Source organism: Leisingera sp. S232, from assembly GCF_049800895.1.
In the GTDB taxonomy this organism is placed as follows: domain Bacteria; phylum Pseudomonadota; class Alphaproteobacteria; order Rhodobacterales; family Rhodobacteraceae; genus Leisingera.
This window is the reverse complement of sequence record NZ_JBNAFX010000042.1, coordinates 1-15,162: the sequence shown is the minus strand read 5'-3', so window position 1 is coordinate 15,162 and position 15,162 is coordinate 1. Positions and strand designations below refer to the sequence as shown.

Genomic DNA, 15,162 nt, shown 5'->3' with positions numbered 1-15,162 from the left:
ATAAACAGACATGACAACCGAAGTCCGCGTACCCACCCTGGGCGAATCCGTGACCGAGGCCACCGTGGCCACCTGGTTCAAGAAACCCGGCGACAGCGTCAATGCCGATGAAATGCTCTGCGAGCTGGAAACCGACAAGGTGACGGTCGAAGTGCCCTCGCCCGCTGCCGGCACATTGGGCGAAATTGTCGCCGCCGAAGGCGACACAGTCGGCGTCGATGCACTGCTGGCCACCCTGACAGCAGGCGAAGGCGCAGCCCCTGCCCCTGCCGCCGCTGCGGCAGCACCGGCTCCGGCTGCTGCGCCCTCCGGCGACGGCGGCGCACCGGTGCCGGTCATGGTTCCCGCACTTGGCGAGTCGGTCTCCGAGGCCACCGTCTCTTCCTGGTTCAAACAGGTCGGTGACAGCGTCGCGCAAGATGAAATGCTGTGTGAGCTGGAAACCGACAAGGTCTCTGTCGAAGTTCCTGCCCCCGCAGCGGGCGTGCTGACCGAGATCATGGCCGCAGAAGGCGCCACTGTGCAGGCGGCCTCGCAGCTGGGCGTGATCGCCTCCGGAACCGCCGCAGCTGCTGCCGCGGCAGTTCCTGCTCCGGCGGCGGCGACTGCGTCCGGTTCCAAGGATGTTGCCAATGCGCCCTCCGCCGAAAAAGCGATGGCCGAAGCCGGGCTAAATGCGTCCCAGGTTACCGGCACCGGCCGCGACGGTCGCATCATGAAGGAAGACGTCTCTGCCGCTGTTGCTGCCGCCAAAGCAGCCCCTGCGGCAGCTCCAGCGCCTGCCCAGGTGCGCGGTCCCGTGACTGCGGACGACGCCGCGCGCGAAGAGCGTGTGAAAATGACCCGTCTGCGCCAGACCATCGCCAGGCGCCTGAAGGACAGCCAGAATACCGCTGCCATGCTCACCACCTACAATGAGGTCGACATGACCGAGGTGATGGCCCTGCGCAATGAATACAAGGATCTGTTCCTGAAGAAGCACGGTGTGAAACTGGGCTTTATGTCCTTTTTCACTAAGGCCTGCTGCCATGCGCTGAAGGAAGTGCCCGAAGTCAACGCAGAGATCGACGGCACCGACATCGTCTACAAGAACTTTGTCCACATGGGCATTGCGGCCGGTACCCCCACGGGTCTGGTGGTTCCGGTGATCCGCGATGCGGATGCGATGTCCTTTGCGGCGATTGAAAAGGCGATTGCCGAAAAAGGCGCCCGCGCCCGCGACGGCAAGCTGTCGATGGCGGAAATGCAGGGCGGCACTTTCACCATCTCCAACGGCGGCGTCTACGGCTCGCTGATGTCTTCGCCGATCCTGAACCCGCCGCAGTCCGGCATCCTGGGCATGCACAAGATCCAGGACCGCCCGATGGCGATCAACGGCCAGGTGGTGATCCGCCCGATGATGTATCTGGCGCTCAGCTATGATCACCGCATCGTCGACGGCAAAGGCGCTGTGACCTTCCTGGTTCGCGTCAAGGAAGCGCTGGAAGACCCGCGCCGCCTGCTGATGGATCTGTAAACCGTTGCGGGACGAGCCTACCCAGCCCTTCAAAATCAGCGCGCCCAAGATCGGGGAAAGACCCAGTCTTTGGGCGCGCTGGTGCGGAATAAAATGCCCCGATTGCGGACGCATTCAATCAACGCTGGCTATGGAGCGTACCAATCCCTGGAGAGGCGTGAAAAAGACCGATTTTCACCTTTGCGGAACCTGCGGAACCTGCGGAACCTGCGGAACCTGCGGAACCTGCGGAACCTGCGGAACACACCTATTCCTGACTGGAAAATCCCGCAACAGGCGTTTTTTCTTCCTGCACGTGCCCATTTTTTTCTCCGTAGTGGTGCTCATCTCAATCGCATTTAGCTGGTTGGGCTGGATGACAACTGAGGGCCCAAACAAAGGCGAACCAACGTTCGGTGCCGGGGTTTTGATGATGATAACGATGCTCATCGTCCTCAGTGCCACTAACGGTCGCCGCGAAGAGGTCAAGAGTGTGAAACTCGCAGGCAGTCGAACCAAATGCCCCTCCAACTCCTTCATCTTTCCCAAAACACTCCGGGGGAGGCCCGTCAGGGCCGGGGGCAGCGCCCCCTTCCCGGCCCGCACCTCCAAACAACCAGGCCGGTGCACAGGCGATGTACGCATGGCGCACAGATGCCCTCCTTGGCCCACACCCATTCTGACGAAAGGACCCCCTCAAAATGGCCTCCTATGACGTGATCGTAATCGGCGCCGGCCCCGGCGGCTATGTCTGCGCCATCCGCTGCGCCCAGCTGGGACTGAAGACCGCTGTTGTCGAGGGCCGCGAGACTCTGGGCGGCACCTGCCTGAACGTGGGCTGTATCCCGTCCAAAGCCCTGCTGCATTCAACCCATCTGCTGCATGAGGCAGAGCACAACTTTGCCCATATGGGTCTCAAGGGCAAAAGCCCTTCGGTCGACTGGAACCAGATGAAAGCCTACAAGGACGAGGTGATCGGCCAGAACACCGGCGGCATCGAGTTTCTGTTCAAGAAGAACAAGATCGACTGGATCAAGGGTTGGGCCTCGATCCCTGCGGCCGGCAAGGTACAGGTCGGCGATGAGCTGCACGAGACCAAGAACATCGTGATCGCTTCCGGTTCGGTACCAGCTTCCATTCCGGGCGTGGAGATCGACGAGAAAGTCGTGGTCTCCTCCACCGGCGCGCTGGAGCTGCCGAAGATCCCGAAGAAGCTGGCCGTCATTGGCGCCGGTGTTATTGGGCTGGAGCTGGGGTCAGTCTATGCCCGCCTCGGCTCGGAAGTGACCGTAGTGGAATACATGGACGCGGTCTGCCCCGGCATGGACAAGGACGTCCAGCGCAGCTTCAAGCGCATCCTGGAGAAACAGGGTCTGACCTTCATCATGGGCGCTGCGGTACAGGGGGTGGAAACCTCGAAAACCAAGGCCAAGATCAAATACCAGCCCAAGAAGGGCGGCGACGAGGTAACGCTGGACGCTGACACAGTGCTGGTGGCCACCGGGCGCAAACCCTACAGCGAAGGGCTGGGGCTGGACGCGCTGGGGCTCAAGATGACTAAACGCGGCCAAATTGCCACCGACGGCCAGTGGCGCACAAATATCCCCGGCGTCTATGCAATTGGCGATGTAATCGAAGGCCCGATGCTGGCGCATAAGGCCGAGGATGAAGGCATGGCAGTGGCCGAGGTGATGGCAGGCAAGCATGGTCATGTGAATTACGGCGTCATTCCCGGTGTCGTCTACACCACGCCGGAAGTGGCCACCGTCGGCGCCACCGAAGACGCCCTGAAGGCCGAAGGCCGCAAGATCAAGGTGGGCAAATTCATGTTCATGGGCAATGCCCGCGCCAAGGCCGTTGGCCAGGCAGAGGGCGGTTTTGTCAAAATCATCGTGGATGCGGAAACCGACCGCATCCTGGGCGCTGCCATCATCGGCCCGGCAGCAGGCGACATGATTCACGAGCTGTGCGTGGCAATGGAGTTCGGCGCCTCGGCGGAAGATATCGCGCTCACCTGCCATGCGCATCCGACCTATTCCGAAGCCGTGCGAGAGGCCGCCCTGGCCTGCGGCGACGGGCCGATCCACAGCTGATTTTCAGCCAGACGGCAAGCACTGGAAGGGCAGCTTGACGCAGCTGCCCTTTTTCTATTGGCAGCCCGGACAAGACCCGCTCTAGTGTCCCTGCAATGCAAACTCAGGAGCCCGAAAAATGCCCGTTTCACTGCAAGTCATCTACCCCGTCAGCGAAGGCAGCCGTTTCGATCATGGCTACTATGCCGCAACGCATATGGAGCTGGTTGACGCACATATCGCCCCGCACACGCAAAGCATCGTGGTGACCAAAGGGCTGGCTGGCGGACCGGATGTGCCTGCCCCTTACCATGCTGTTGCGACGATGGTCTTTGCCGATCAGGCCGCTATGGACGCTGCCATGTTGGCGGCAGGGCCTGCGCTGGAAGACATCCCGAATTTCACCAACGTACAGCCGCAAATCCTGATAGGCGACGTGATCCGCTGACACAGCTCTGCCTGGCTCCTGCCGGCCGGGAACCGAAGATTACCTGCCCCGCCCAAAATCGGCAGATCCGGCCGATCAGACCTGCGGGACAGTCTGACCAGGGTTGAACCCGGCTTCCCGCATCAGCGCATCCGAACGGGTCTCGACCAGCTCTTCCAGCTGTTCCATGAATTCAGCCCGACGAATTCCCGGCTGCATCGGCTCCAGAAACTCCACCACTGCCAGGCCCGGCTTGCGGTAGATACCGCTGCGGGGCCAGAAGACACCGACATTGGTGGCGGCGGGAATACAGGGCTGACTCAGGCCCTCATACAGCACCGCCGTGCCGATCTTGTAAGGCTTCTTGGCGCCCGGCGCCACGCGGGTGCCTTGCGAGTAGATGATCAGCTGGCCCGGCTCCGTGCTTTCCTTGGCGACATCCTTGACCATCTTGGCAATGGCTGCACCGCGTTTCCCACGATTGACCGGCACGCAGCCCAGCCGCTTGGCGTAAACACCAATGACCGGCGTCCACATCAATTCCCGCTTCATGATGAACCGGGCCGAGGGCACCGCGTTGAAAATCATGATGATATCCAGGAAACTCTGGTGTTTGGCCGCAACGATCACCTCGCCGTCCGGCACCTGCCCGCGCAGCTCGCAACGGATGCCGACCATCCAGCGCGCGGTCCAGATCACCCAGCGGGCATAGGTCTTGCAGGCGGTGCGCGCCCCTTTGGGAGACACCACCGCCCAGGGCGCAAAGACGATGCCCAGAACCAGCATGGCCAGATACATCTGTACGGTAAACGCCAGCGAGCGCAGCCATTGGACAGGATTTTTCACGACAGTTCCCCCAGACGTTTGATGGCCGCGCGGGTGGTGGCCGCAAAGGCCACCAGCGCGCCCAGCGGCGGGATCAACAGCGGCACCAGCCAACCCCAGCCCTGAAAGCCAAGCCCGGTCAGAAAGCCGCCCTCGTCGGAGGCCTCCGGCATCAGCCAGACGCCGATCATGCCCAGCACCACCCCTGCGGCAGCGCCGGTCAGCGCCCGCAGCGTGAAGCGGCGGATGAAGGCCTGGGCGATGTAGCTGTCCAGCGCGCCAACCAGCCGCAGCACTTCGATCACCTGAGCATTGGCAGCCAGCGCCGCATTGGCAGCCAGAGTAATCATTGCCGCCGTGGCGCCGCCAATCAGCAGGATCGACACCCAGGCCAGGCGGCGCAGCGCCCGGGCTGCATCCACCAGCGGCGCCCGCCAGCGGGTGTGATCATCCAGCACCGCACCCGGCACTTCTGCCTGCAGGCGCAGCCGCAGGCCTTGAGCATCATAACCGGTATCATCGCCAGTTACCTCAATCAGCTGCGGCAGCGGCAGTTCCCCCACCGGCACGCCGGCCCCGAACCAGGGCGCCAAAAGCGCCGCCTGCTCTTCGCCTGTGAACGCCCGCGCTGTGGCCACGCCGGGCGTTTGGCGCAGGATCTCCAGTGCCGCATCTGTTTGGGCCGCGCGCTGCTCAGCGGGCGCATTGATGCGCAGGGTGGCAGCACGGGCCAGTTCCTCGGCCCATTGGTCCGCCAGCCGCCCGGACGCCATCGACAAGGCCAGCGCAAAAACCGCCAGAAACGCCATCGCACCGGACACAAACAAAGTCAGCTGAGCGGTGAAACCGCTGGGTGGCACTACCCGGTCCGCCTGGGCATCACCCAGGATCAGCTTGCGCAGCCTGCCCTCGTTCATAGGTCTGCCCCCGCCAGCTGTAACTGCCGGTTGGAAATCCGCAGCACCCGCGCCTGAACCTGGTTCTTGGCCGCGCGGATCAGCGACAGATCATGAGTAGCCACCAGGATGGTCTTGCCCATCCGGTTCAGCTCCACCAACAGCTGCAAAAGCCGCTGCGACATTTCCCAGTCGACGTTGCCGGTTGGCTCATCCGCAATAATCACATCCGGTGACAGGATCACCGACCGGGCCAGAGCTGCCCGCTGACGCTCTCCGCCCGACAGCTCCGGCGGCAGCGCATGGGCGCGCTCGCTGAGACCCACCCAGCTCAGCAGCTCCTGCAGATTCGCCTCCTCGTGATTCAGCTCACGGCCCGACACCAGGAGCGGCAGCGCGATGTTCTCGATCACCGGCAGGTGATCCAGGAACCGGCAGTCCTGATGCACGACCCCCACCCGGCGCCGCAAAAAGGCCATCTGATCCCGGTCCAGTCCCTGCACATCCATGTTAAAGGCGCGCACCCGGCCAGCCGTCGGATTCAATGCCCCGTAGCAGAGCTTCAGCAGCGTGGTCTTACCCGCGCCCGAAGGGCCGGTCAGGAAATGGAACGAGCCCGGTGCCAGTTGCACCGACACTGCGCTCAGCAGTTCGCCGCCGCCATAGTTATAGCCCACATTTTCCAGCTCGATCACTGCTGCCCCCTGAACGCGCCTGCTGTTTGCGCCCGGCTGTTTTGCCCCAAGGGGCCGGCAGTTTCAATGGGGACGCTGTTGCCTTGAAACACGGCCCTCTGATCTTGCCTCAATTGCCACTTTCGCCACTGGCAGCAGCGGCCTATAATCCTTTTAAAAACAACCTGCCGCCAGTCAGGGCGGCGGGGAGGTGCCGAGGAGAGCATGATGCGCCTGACCTGCCCGAACTGCGCAGCCCAATACGAAGTGCCTGAAGATGTTATCCCGCCAGAGGGCCGGGACGTGCAATGCTCCAACTGCGGCCAGACCTGGTTCCAGGCCGCGGCGGGCGCGCAGCCGGCGGCAGAAGACGCCGTGGAGAACATCGGGATCGAGGAGGCCTTTGCCCGGGCAGCTGAGGCTGAAGCACGCGAGAAAGCCGAACGGCAGCTGGCAGCGCAGGCAGAACAGAAAACTGAGCCTGAGCCTGAGCCTGAGCCTGAGCCTGAGCCTGAGCCTGAGCCTGAGCCTCAAGACAGCGCATCTGAGCATCCTGTACAAGAGGCAGATTTTGACCAGCCGGAAGACGCAGTAGCTGCTGCCCCGGACCATCCTGCGGAAGACCGTTCCGGGGAAGACGCAGGAGAACAGCCCGGCGCGGTTCACGAGGACGCAGGCGAAGATATGCATACAGAGCCCGAGGCGCAGCCGCAGCGTGTGCGCACATTGGATCCGGCAATGTCCGACATTCTGCGCGAAGAAGCGGCACGGGAGGCCGAATTGCGTGCAGCCGAAACCCAAAGCCTGGAAACCCAGCCGGATCTGGGGCTGGAGGGTGCCATGCCAGCCGAGGACGAGGCCGCACGCCGCAGCCGCCAGGCCCGCGACCGAATGGCCCGGATACGCGGTGAAGACCCGCGCCAGATCGCAGCCGCCGAAAGCGGCTCTCGCAAGGAGCTGCTGCCGGATATTGAGGAAATCAATTCCACCCTGCGTTCTGTCGCAAACACAGAAACAGTCCCGCAAGCAAACCCAGAGGCGCAGCCTGTGCGACGCAAGAGCGGTTTTGCCCGGGGTTTCGCCCTGTCGGTGATCGCGGCACTGATCCTGGTCATGACCTATGACAGGGCACCGCTGATCGCCGAAAAGCTGCCGCAGGCCAGCCCGGCAATCAACAGCTATGTGGCGTGGGTTGATCAGGCGCGGCTGTGGCTGGATACCCAAGTGAAGTCTATCACTGCCCCCCAGTAATCACATATCTAAAGAAACCACTGCGAGCCGCCCCCTTGGCAGCAGGTGCTGATGCCAGAACCAACCTGTCAGAACCAACCTGTCAGAACCGGTCCAGCAGCCGCTCCAGATAGCTGCGCTCGCGCTCGCTGCGCTCACGCTCTCCGGCGCGGCGGCGGATGTCCTCCAGCAGGTCCCAGGCTCGGCGGTAGGCATTGCCTTCGCCAACTTTGCCGCCATCGTTCGCCTGGCCGTTGTTGCGGCCCAGCGGGTCCAGACGGTCGCCCTGCGCCGTCGAAGAGGGCTGTGGGCCGCTCTGTGGGCCGCCTGGCTGCTGCTGCGCCAGTGCCTCTCCCAGGCTGCGCATGCCTTCACGCAGCGCCTCCATGGCCTCGGACTGGCGGTCAATGGCCTCGGCATTATCACCGCCGCGCAGTGCGTTCTCGGCGCCTTCCATGGCGCGGTCCGCCCGCTCCAGCGCCTCGCGTGCCGCGTCGCCGGCCTCTCCGCCCAGATGAGGCATTCCTCCGCGTTGCTGCTGCAGTTGCTGGCGCAGCGCCTGCTGCCGGTCGGCCAGCGAGCCACCCTGCCCCGGCTGTCCGCGGCTGCTGTCCCCTTCGCGGCCCGGACCCTCCGGGCTGCGGCTGTCGGCACCCGCGCCGTCCTGACCGTTTCCGCCGCTATCTCCACCTTGACCACCCTGGTGGCTCTGACCGCGGCCCAAGCCGCCGTCGCGGCCCTCATTGCCCTGGCTTTCGCCTTTGCGGACACCCGGGTTGTACTGTTCCTGCAAGTCGCGGAAAGCCTGATCCGACAGCCCTTGCTGCTCACGCAGGGTTTCCGCCAGACCTTCCATCGCTTCCCGGCCTTCATTGCCCTCGCCTTGCCCCTGCTGCGAACGGGTCATGCGCATGTTTTCCATCATCTCCTGGAACTCGCGCAGCGCCTGTTCTGCCTCGGCCATGCGGCCCTGCTCCATCAATTCCTGGATGCGGTCCATCATCGCCTGCAGATCGTCCTGGCTCAGCGTCATCATGTCCTCGGGCATGTCTCCCGGCTCCATCATGTCTCCATTGGCTTCCGCCTGTCGGCTCAGCTGGCGCATGTAGTCCTGTGTCGCCTCGCGCAGCTCCTGCATCAGCCTGGCGATTTCCTGTTCACTGGCGCCATCACGCATGGCCTGGCTGAGCTGCTCCTGCGCCCGCTGCATCCGCTCCAGCGCGTCGCCCACATCGCCGTCTTCCAGCTGCACCGCCAGATCCCACAGCGCGTCGGCGATTTCCGCCTGGCGCGGCGCTGTCACAGTGCCCTGCACGGTATAGCTCTCAAGCCGCCGCAAAATGGTGCGCAGCCGCAAGTAATCACCGTAGTCGCGGAATACCCCTTCTGGCCGGTGTGTCAGTGTGCGGATCACCTGCGCCACCCGCACCGCGTTGGCACGGGCCCACAAAAGATCGCGGCGCTGCTCAATGACTGCAGCCGCCAGCGGGTCAAAGAAACGCCGGGTTGCCAGTTCGCTGCCCAAGCCTGCGGCAGCCGAGGACTGGCCCGCCTCGTCAACAGCTAAGAAGGTGAAGACCACCGGCAGGTTGGCCCAAGGGTGCCGGGCGAAATCTTCGGTCAGCTTCTCTGTGAACTCCATGCGCGACCCGGACAACGGCAAAGGCAGATCCAGCACCACGGCATCCCGCGGATCGGGATCTGCTGCCAACCCGTGCCGCCGCACCACGGCCTCCGTGTCCAGCGTGATCCTGACCTGCCCCGCCGCCACGCCGTAATCATCCCGCGCTGTGAAAGCCAAAGTGGTATAGCCATCACTTTCCAGCTCAGGCCGGCCCGCAACGGCCACCGAGGGCGGGGTGTCCGGGATCACCTTCACCTGCCAGTGGCGGCCACCGCTGCCGTCGATCGAAAAACTGCCGCTACGGGTGACGTCAAAGGCCATGGCGGTCTGCGGTGCGTCTGTTTCGCCGCGATCCTCCTGTCCAGACACAGTCTCTGCCAGCTCCAACGCGCCCGCTTCGCCATAGAAACGAAGGGTGATGCGGCTGCCCTGTGGCAGTTGCAGCAGGCCTGCATCCTGGTCATTCAGATAGAGCACCGGCAGGCGGGTGTAGGCGGGCGGTTCCGCCCAGCCCTCCCAGGTTGGGCCGTTCAAAAGCGCACCATCTCCCGCACCCAGATCCTTGACCGTGGCAACCTGCCAGATGGATCCGAACAGAAGGCCCACCGCCAGCATAAGACCTGCCATGTAGCGCAGACCGTAGGGGTCAGAGGCGGCAATGTTCAGATCGGGTGCAGGTGCCTTTGCCTTTGCCGCCGCTGCCGCCATCCGGCGCTGGTGCGCCTGCCACAAGGCCGCTGAGGCCGCATCCTGTGCACCAATGGCCTGTACATCCAAGAGAGCCGTGACCGGGCGGCCCGGCAGGCTCTGATCCAGCCGGTCCCGCACAGTGGCCTGGCTGGGCCAGCGAAAGTGCCAGACGCCCCAGCCAAAGGCCGCCGCGGCACCAATCAGCACCCCCATGGCAGCAATCCAGACCGGCCACTCCGGCAGCAGCTGGTGAAGTCCCAGCATCAACGCCGCCAGCGCGGCCATCAGCAGCGAGGCGACCGGCCAGAAGCTGCGCAAGAGCCGCTCTGCCACCATCCCGGCCTGTGTCAAGGCCAGCGGCCGCCGCAGGGAGTTCAGAGCCGAATCGGCATGCCGGTGTCTATCGCGGTCAAAGGGCATACGGGCCATATCCTCAGATGGCCCGCGCCGGATCACATCCGGACCGCTTCAGAGCCACTCCGGGATGGTATCGCGGTTTATCATTTCTTCATAGTCCGGGCGGCGGCGAATAACCGCGAATTGATCCTCATGCACCAGCACTTCCGGGATCAGCGGACGGGAATTGTATTCGCTGGCCATCACTGCGCCATAGGCGCCCGCACTGCGGAAGGAAACCAGGTCGCCCGCTGCCAACGGCGGCAGATCGCGCTGCTTGGCAAAGGTATCACCGGTTTCGCAGACCGGACCGACGATGTCATAAGGCTGGCTTTCCACGCCGGGCTCTGGTTCCTGCACCGGAATAATGTCGTGATGCGCCTCATACATTGCCGGGCGGATCAGGTCGTTCATCGCCGCATCCAGGATCAGGAAATCACGGCCCTCGCCCGACTTCACATAGATCACTTTCGACACCAGCTGGCCCGCGTTGCCCGCGATCAGTCGGCCTGGCTCAATCTCAATTTCGCAACCGAGATGGCCCAGGGTCTCCTTGACCATCTGGCCGTATTCCACCGGTAAGGGCGGTGCCGAATTGGACCGCTCATAAGGAATGCCCAGACCGCCGCCCAGATCCAATCGGCGGATGTTGTGGCCGTCGCTGCGCAGGGTTTCGGTCAGCTCCGCCACCTTCTGATAGGCCAGCCGGAACGGCTCCAGATCGGTCAGCTGCGAGCCGATGTGGACGTCGACCCCGACAATGTCCAGCCCCGGCAGCGCAGCGGCGCGCGCATAGACTTCACGGGCGCGGGCAATCGGGATGCCGAATTTGTTCTCGGATTTGCCGGTGGCGATCTTGGCGTGTGTCTTGGCATCCACATCTGGGTTCACCCGGATGGTGATCGGGGCCTTGGTGCCCAGCTCAGCAGCCACGGCGCTGATCACTTCCATTTCCGGTTCGGATTCTACGTTGAACTGGCGGATGCCGCCGGTCAACGCCACACGGATTTCCTCTGCCGTCTTGCCGACGCCGGAGAAAACGATCCTGTCACCGGGAACGCCCGCCGCCCTGGCGCGCAGGTATTCGCCCTGGCTGACCACATCCATGCCCGCACCGGCCTGTGCCAGCGTCTTGAGGATCGCCTGGTTGGATGCCGCCTTCATCGCAAAGCAGACCAGGTGATCAGTGCCTTCAAGCGCCTCGTCGAACAGACGGAAATGGCGCAGGAGGGTGGCAGTGGAATAGACGTAAAACGGGGTCCCCACCGCCGCGGCGATCTCGGAGATGGGAACGTCTTCGGCGAAAAGCGCGCCGTCGCGGTAGAGAAAATGGTCCATGGCCCTGCCTTTAGGACAAAAGGGGCAGATGGATCAAATGATTCCGCCCCTTGCCGCTTCTCATCCACACCGCGGCTCTCCCGCCTGCCGCAGACGCATCAAAGATGCGCCCGCGCCAGTTGGGCCCGGCGCCGCGCCAAGCCGCGGCGGGGATTGAGTATTTGGAGAAAGATGAAATGCCGGACCTGCGCTTTCATCTTTCCAAAAATACTCACTGCGAAACGGCCGCGGCAAACGCAACGCCCTGGGTGTTGCGCAACCAGCGTGCGCGCCAGTCACGGCATCTTAAATTTGGTTTGGCATGATCCTGAGTGATCGCGGTCATCGCTGGGCCTGACACCCCCGGCACCCCGGAACAGGGCCCTTTGGCACGGGCACGCACAGACGACGTTTCGCGTACGGGAGCCCCCTCCCGTCCCGCCTCCGCCTCTTGGCGGCGCCGCCACTCTACACTGCTGAAACACAGCACATCAGATATGGAATGCCTAACAGCAGGCCGCGACCGGACGGGGCAGAAGCCCAGTCAGCCCATCCCGCGTGCCTGCTAGAACGAGGTGGACACCCCAACCCGCCCATAACCGGAGACTTTCACACCGGTTGTGGCGGCCTCGGGCTTTTGCGGTGCCTTGGCCACTGGCGCACCGGTATCGCAGGCAGCCAGGCCCAGCAGGGCCAGAACAACACTCAAAACTCTCATCGCAAGGCCCTCAGTAAAAAACCGCCCCGGCGCAAGGGCGAGCCGGTCTCAACATGGGAACTTGTCTGTCCTGCATCAAGGACCCTGGCGCCTAGAACCCCAGAAAGACGCTGACCGGCCCCTTGTGCAGGCCCACTGCCCCGCCGACATGCACTCCGCCGCTACCGACACCGACGCCGGCATTCAGCGTAGGTTGCACAGGTTCGCCGTCTGCGCCGCAAGCCGCAAGAACTGCCAGCCCCAGCAAAGCAAAGATCATGTTGCGCATTATGTGCCTCCTTGCAGCGATGCCGACCCCGTTGGCTTCAGCCTGCCAGCATCTCCGTCCAGCGGGCGATCTGCGCACGCACCTGCGCAGGCGCGGTGCCGCCGTAGGACATGCGCGAGTTTACCGAGTTTTCCACGCCAAGCACAGTGAAGATGTCCTGGGTGATGCCTTCATGCACGCCCTGCATGTCTGCCAACGAAAGGTCCGGCAGGTCGCAGCCGCGCTTTTCGGCCATGGCGACCAGGGTGCCGGTCACGTGGTGGGCGTCGCGGAATGGCACCTTCAGAACGCGCACCAGCCAGTCGGCCAGATCAGTTGCGGTGGAAAAACCGGAACCCGCTGCCGCCGCAAGCGACTCGCGGTTGCCGGTCATGTCACGCACCATACCTTCCATCGCCGCCAGCGCCAGCATCCAGTTGTCGGCGGCGTCAAAGACCTGTTCCTTGTCTTCCTGCATGTCCTTGGAATAGGTCAGCGGCAGCCCTTTCATCACCATCATCAGCGCGGTATTGGCGCCGAAGATCCGGCCCACCTTGGCGCGGATCAGCTCTGCCGCATCCGGGTTCTTCTTCTGCGGCATGATCGAGGACCCGGTGGAGAAACGGTCGCTGAGAGTCACAAAGCGGAACTGGGCGGAGGACCAGATCACCAGCTCTTCGGCAAAGCGCGACAGATGCATCGCGCTGATCGATGCCACCGACAGGAACTCCAGCGCAAAGTCGCGGTCGCTGACCGCATCCAGCGAGTTGGCCGCCGGGCGGTCAAAGCCCAGCGCCGCCGCTGTCATCTCCCGGTCGATCGGGAAGGACGTGCCCGCCAGCGCTGCGGCGCCCAGCGGCGATTCGTTCATCCGGGCGCGGGCGTCGCGCACACGGGACAGATCGCGGCCGAACATTTCCACATAGGCCATCATGTGATGGCCCCAGGTGACCGGCTGCGCGGTCTGCAAGTGGGTGAAGCCCGGCATCACCCAGTCAGCCCCCGCCTCAGCCTGCGACAGAAGCGCGCGGATCAATGCCAAGAGGCCGCTTTCGGCCGCGTCCAGCTGATCGCGCACCCAGAGTTTGAAATCAGTTGCCACCTGGTCATTGCGTGAGCGGCCAGTGTGCAGACGGCCCGCAGGCTCGCCGATGATTTCTTTCAGACGCGCCTCCACATTCATGTGGATGTCTTCAAGTGCGGTGGAGAACTGAAAACTTCCGCCCTCGATTTCTGACAATACGGTGAGCAGCCCTTCCCGAATGGCCTCAGCATCATTATCCGTAATAACGCCTGTCGCGGCCAGCATCGCCGCATGGGCCCTGGAGCCTGCGATGTCCTGTGCTGCCATCCGCTTGTCGAACCCGATCGAGGCATTGATTGCCTCCATGATCGCGTCGGGACCTGCGGCAAAGCGGCCGCCCCACATCTGGTTCGAGGATTGATCTGTCATGGTGTGGAACCCCGGAGATAATATGCGTCTGTTTCGTCAGCTTTCCCTTTATATGGCCCTCGCCTTGGGTGCAAATGCCGCGGCTGCGGCTGATCAGGCGCAGCTGGAAGCGCTGCGCGAGGACAGCCTGAGGCGGCTGGTTGTGCATTCCGAGCCGCGCGGCACATCTGCCACCGCGTTTCAGCTGGCCGATGGCGCCGGCACCGCCAGCCTGGAGGATTACCAGGGCAAGGTGGTTCTGTTGAACTTCTGGGCCACCTGGTGCGCCCCCTGCCGCAAGGAAATGCCGCAGCTGTCGGAACTGCAGGAGGAGTTCGGCGGCGAGGATTTCGAAGTGCTGACCATTGCCACCGGGCGGAATTCGCCAGCCGGCATTCAGAAGTTCTTTGACGAGGCCGGTATCTCCAACCTGCCCCGCCATCAGGACCCCAAACAGGCGCTGGCGCGCGAAATGGCGGTGATCGGCCTGCCAATCACGGTGCTGTTGGATCGCGACGGCAAGGAAGTGGCGCGGCTGCTGGGTGATGCCGAGTGGAACTCAGACAGCGCCAAGGCGATTGTGAAGGCGATGATTGGTGACCAGACCGGCAGCGCCGCAACTTCTGATTGAGACCGCTAGACCTTTCTGGCAAGCTCTTCCGGTGTTCGTTTAACAAATTCACCGGGAGGGCACCTATGAAATTTGTGCTTTGGACAACCTGTGTTCTGGCTCTCAGCGTTGCGGCTGCTGTCTCAGCTGATGCCAAGCCTATCAAGAAACAAAAAGACTTCATGGCCACAATCGTGGGGGCGTTGTTGCACAAAGGCCGTAGAGGATTCACTTTGCGAATCCCGTAGGTTAGATCGGCGGCATGCCGAAGCCTGCCTCTTCCCGCTATCGAACAACGAACTGGTCCAACTATAACGCATCACTTCGAAAGCGCGGCTCTCTGCTGGTCTGGTTTGACCGCGACATGACCTGGTTCGCCGAGCGATGCGGCAAACGCGGACGACCGGAGACCTTCTCCGATGCGGCCATCCAGTTCTGCCTTAGTGTGAAGGTGTTGTTCGGCCTGCCATTGCGGCAAACGTCCGGTATGGTTGCGAGCCTGCTGAAGA

16 protein-coding genes are annotated in these 15,162 nt (G+C 63.2%); 7 read left to right on the top strand and 9 right to left on the bottom strand.

Features of this window, described 5'->3' with window-relative positions; genetic code table 11:
• Positions 1-10 precede the first annotated feature (10 nt).
• Complete coding sequence (gene odhB / locus ACP151_RS18810; protein WP_424980429.1) at positions 11-1,516, top strand: 2-oxoglutarate dehydrogenase complex dihydrolipoyllysine-residue succinyltransferase; 1,506 nt, start codon at positions 11-13, stop codon at positions 1,514-1,516.
• Positions 1,517-1,690: 174 nt separating this feature from the next.
• Here the strand turns inward: odhB and ACP151_RS18805 are convergent, their stop codons facing one another.
• Positions 1,691-1,945 carry a hypothetical protein gene (locus ACP151_RS18805; RefSeq protein WP_424980428.1) on the bottom strand — a complete coding sequence of 85 codons (255 nt, stop codon included), beginning with the start codon at positions 1,943-1,945 and terminating at the stop codon, positions 1,691-1,693.
• 251 nt (positions 1,946-2,196) lie between these two features.
• On the opposite strand from ACP151_RS18805, the gene lpdA reads away from it, so the two are divergent.
• Both lpdA and ACP151_RS18795 read left to right on the top strand, forming a co-directional pair.
• Positions 2,197-3,588 (top strand): dihydrolipoyl dehydrogenase, encoded by a 1,392-nt coding sequence (lpdA, locus tag ACP151_RS18800; RefSeq protein WP_424980427.1) that lies wholly within the window; start codon positions 2,197-2,199, stop codon positions 3,586-3,588.
• A 118-nt stretch (positions 3,589-3,706) separates the two neighbouring features.
• Positions 3,707-4,015 carry an EthD family reductase gene (locus tag ACP151_RS18795; protein WP_424980426.1) on the top strand — a complete coding sequence of 103 codons (309 nt, stop codon included), beginning with the start codon at positions 3,707-3,709 and terminating at the stop codon, positions 4,013-4,015.
• A gap of 75 nt (positions 4,016-4,090) precedes the next feature.
• On the opposite strand, the gene ACP151_RS18790 is transcribed toward ACP151_RS18795, so the two are convergent.
• From ACP151_RS18790 to ACP151_RS18780, 3 genes are read right to left on the bottom strand one after another with little or no spacing between them, the layout of a single operon-like run.
• The gene (locus tag ACP151_RS18790) at positions 4,091-4,840 is read right to left on the bottom strand and encodes a lysophospholipid acyltransferase family protein (RefSeq protein WP_424980425.1); all 750 of its coding nucleotides are present in this window, start codon (positions 4,838-4,840) and stop codon (positions 4,091-4,093) included.
• Positions 4,837-5,736, bottom strand: coding sequence for a cell division protein FtsX (locus ACP151_RS18785; protein WP_424980424.1), 900 nt, complete (start codon positions 5,734-5,736; stop codon positions 4,837-4,839). The genes ACP151_RS18790 and ACP151_RS18785 overlap by 4 nt, the downstream gene beginning before the upstream one ends.
• Positions 5,733-6,410 (bottom strand): cell division ATP-binding protein FtsE, encoded by a 678-nt coding sequence (locus ACP151_RS18780; protein WP_424980423.1) that lies wholly within the window; start codon positions 6,408-6,410, stop codon positions 5,733-5,735. The genes ACP151_RS18785 and ACP151_RS18780 overlap by 4 nt, the downstream gene beginning before the upstream one ends.
• Before the next feature lie 207 nt (positions 6,411-6,617).
• On the opposite strand from ACP151_RS18780, the gene ACP151_RS18775 reads away from it, so the two are divergent.
• Complete coding sequence (locus ACP151_RS18775; RefSeq protein ID WP_424980422.1) at positions 6,618-7,640, top strand: zinc-ribbon domain-containing protein; 1,023 nt, start codon at positions 6,618-6,620, stop codon at positions 7,638-7,640.
• A gap of 82 nt (positions 7,641-7,722) precedes the next feature.
• Here ACP151_RS18775 and ACP151_RS18770 read toward each other — a convergent pair whose 3' ends face one another.
• Both ACP151_RS18770 and lysA read right to left on the bottom strand, forming a co-directional pair.
• Complete coding sequence (locus ACP151_RS18770) at positions 7,723-10,353, bottom strand: TIGR02302 family protein (RefSeq protein WP_424980446.1); 2,631 nt, start codon at positions 10,351-10,353, stop codon at positions 7,723-7,725.
• Between the two features lie 48 nt (positions 10,354-10,401).
• Positions 10,402-11,667: a diaminopimelate decarboxylase gene (gene lysA, locus ACP151_RS18765; protein ID WP_424980421.1), complete on the bottom strand. Its 1,266-nt coding sequence runs from the start codon at positions 11,665-11,667 to the stop codon at positions 10,402-10,404.
• A 104-nt stretch (positions 11,668-11,771) separates the two neighbouring features.
• On the opposite strand from lysA, the gene ACP151_RS18760 reads away from it, so the two are divergent.
• The gene (locus ACP151_RS18760) at positions 11,772-11,972 is read left to right on the top strand and encodes a hypothetical protein (protein ID WP_424980420.1); all 201 of its coding nucleotides are present in this window, start codon (positions 11,772-11,774) and stop codon (positions 11,970-11,972) included.
• Between the two features lie 239 nt (positions 11,973-12,211).
• On the opposite strand, the gene ACP151_RS18755 is transcribed toward ACP151_RS18760, so the two are convergent.
• The 3 genes from ACP151_RS18755 to argH form a co-directional block, all read right to left on the bottom strand.
• Positions 12,212-12,364 carry a hypothetical protein gene (locus ACP151_RS18755; protein ID WP_424980419.1) on the bottom strand — a complete coding sequence of 51 codons (153 nt, stop codon included), beginning with the start codon at positions 12,362-12,364 and terminating at the stop codon, positions 12,212-12,214.
• A gap of 91 nt (positions 12,365-12,455) precedes the next feature.
• On the bottom strand, positions 12,456-12,632 hold the full coding sequence (locus tag ACP151_RS18750) for a hypothetical protein (protein ID WP_424980418.1): 177 nt from the start codon (positions 12,630-12,632) through the stop codon (positions 12,456-12,458).
• Between the two features lie 37 nt (positions 12,633-12,669).
• Entirely contained in the window at positions 12,670-14,064 is a 1,395-nt protein-coding gene (argH, locus tag ACP151_RS18745) for an argininosuccinate lyase (RefSeq protein ID WP_424980417.1), read from the bottom strand.
• 22 nt (positions 14,065-14,086) lie between these two features.
• On the opposite strand from argH, the gene ACP151_RS18740 reads away from it, so the two are divergent.
• Both ACP151_RS18740 and ACP151_RS18735 read left to right on the top strand, forming a co-directional pair.
• On the top strand, positions 14,087-14,674 hold the full coding sequence (locus tag ACP151_RS18740; protein ID WP_424980416.1) for a TlpA disulfide reductase family protein: 588 nt from the start codon (positions 14,087-14,089) through the stop codon (positions 14,672-14,674).
• Positions 14,675-14,915: 241 nt separating this feature from the next.
• The coding region (locus ACP151_RS18735) for a transposase (RefSeq protein WP_424979233.1) at positions 14,916-15,162 on the top strand (247 nt) is incomplete at its 3' end.

What these genes read in the sequence shown, in the direction of transcription:
- odhB (WP_424980429.1), top strand. Translation starts at nt 11, where the DNA reads ATGACAACCGAAGTCCGCGTACCCACCCTGGGCGAATCCGTGACCGAG.
- ACP151_RS18805 (WP_424980428.1), bottom strand. Translation starts at nt 1,945, where the DNA reads ATGAGCATCGTTATCATCATCAAAACCCCGGCACCGAACGTTGGTTCG.
- lpdA (WP_424980427.1), top strand. Translation starts at nt 2,197, where the DNA reads ATGGCCTCCTATGACGTGATCGTAATCGGCGCCGGCCCCGGCGGCTAT.
- ACP151_RS18795 (WP_424980426.1), top strand. Translation starts at nt 3,707, where the DNA reads ATGCCCGTTTCACTGCAAGTCATCTACCCCGTCAGCGAAGGCAGCCGT.
- ACP151_RS18785 (WP_424980424.1), bottom strand. Translation starts at nt 5,736, where the DNA reads ATGAACGAGGGCAGGCTGCGCAAGCTGATCCTGGGTGATGCCCAGGCG.
- ACP151_RS18775 (WP_424980422.1), top strand. Translation starts at nt 6,618, where the DNA reads ATGCGCCTGACCTGCCCGAACTGCGCAGCCCAATACGAAGTGCCTGAA.
- ACP151_RS18770 (WP_424980446.1), bottom strand. Translation starts at nt 10,353, where the DNA reads ATGCCCTTTGACCGCGATAGACACCGGCATGCCGATTCGGCTCTGAAC.
- lysA (WP_424980421.1), bottom strand. Translation starts at nt 11,667, where the DNA reads ATGGACCATTTTCTCTACCGCGACGGCGCGCTTTTCGCCGAAGACGTT.
- ACP151_RS18760 (WP_424980420.1), top strand. Translation starts at nt 11,772, where the DNA reads ATGCGCCCGCGCCAGTTGGGCCCGGCGCCGCGCCAAGCCGCGGCGGGG.
- ACP151_RS18755 (WP_424980419.1), bottom strand. Translation starts at nt 12,364, where the DNA reads ATGAGAGTTTTGAGTGTTGTTCTGGCCCTGCTGGGCCTGGCTGCCTGC.
- ACP151_RS18750 (WP_424980418.1), bottom strand. Translation starts at nt 12,632, where the DNA reads ATGCGCAACATGATCTTTGCTTTGCTGGGGCTGGCAGTTCTTGCGGCT.
- argH (WP_424980417.1), bottom strand. Translation starts at nt 14,064, where the DNA reads ATGACAGATCAATCCTCGAACCAGATGTGGGGCGGCCGCTTTGCCGCA.
- ACP151_RS18740 (WP_424980416.1), top strand. Translation starts at nt 14,087, where the DNA reads ATGCGTCTGTTTCGTCAGCTTTCCCTTTATATGGCCCTCGCCTTGGGT.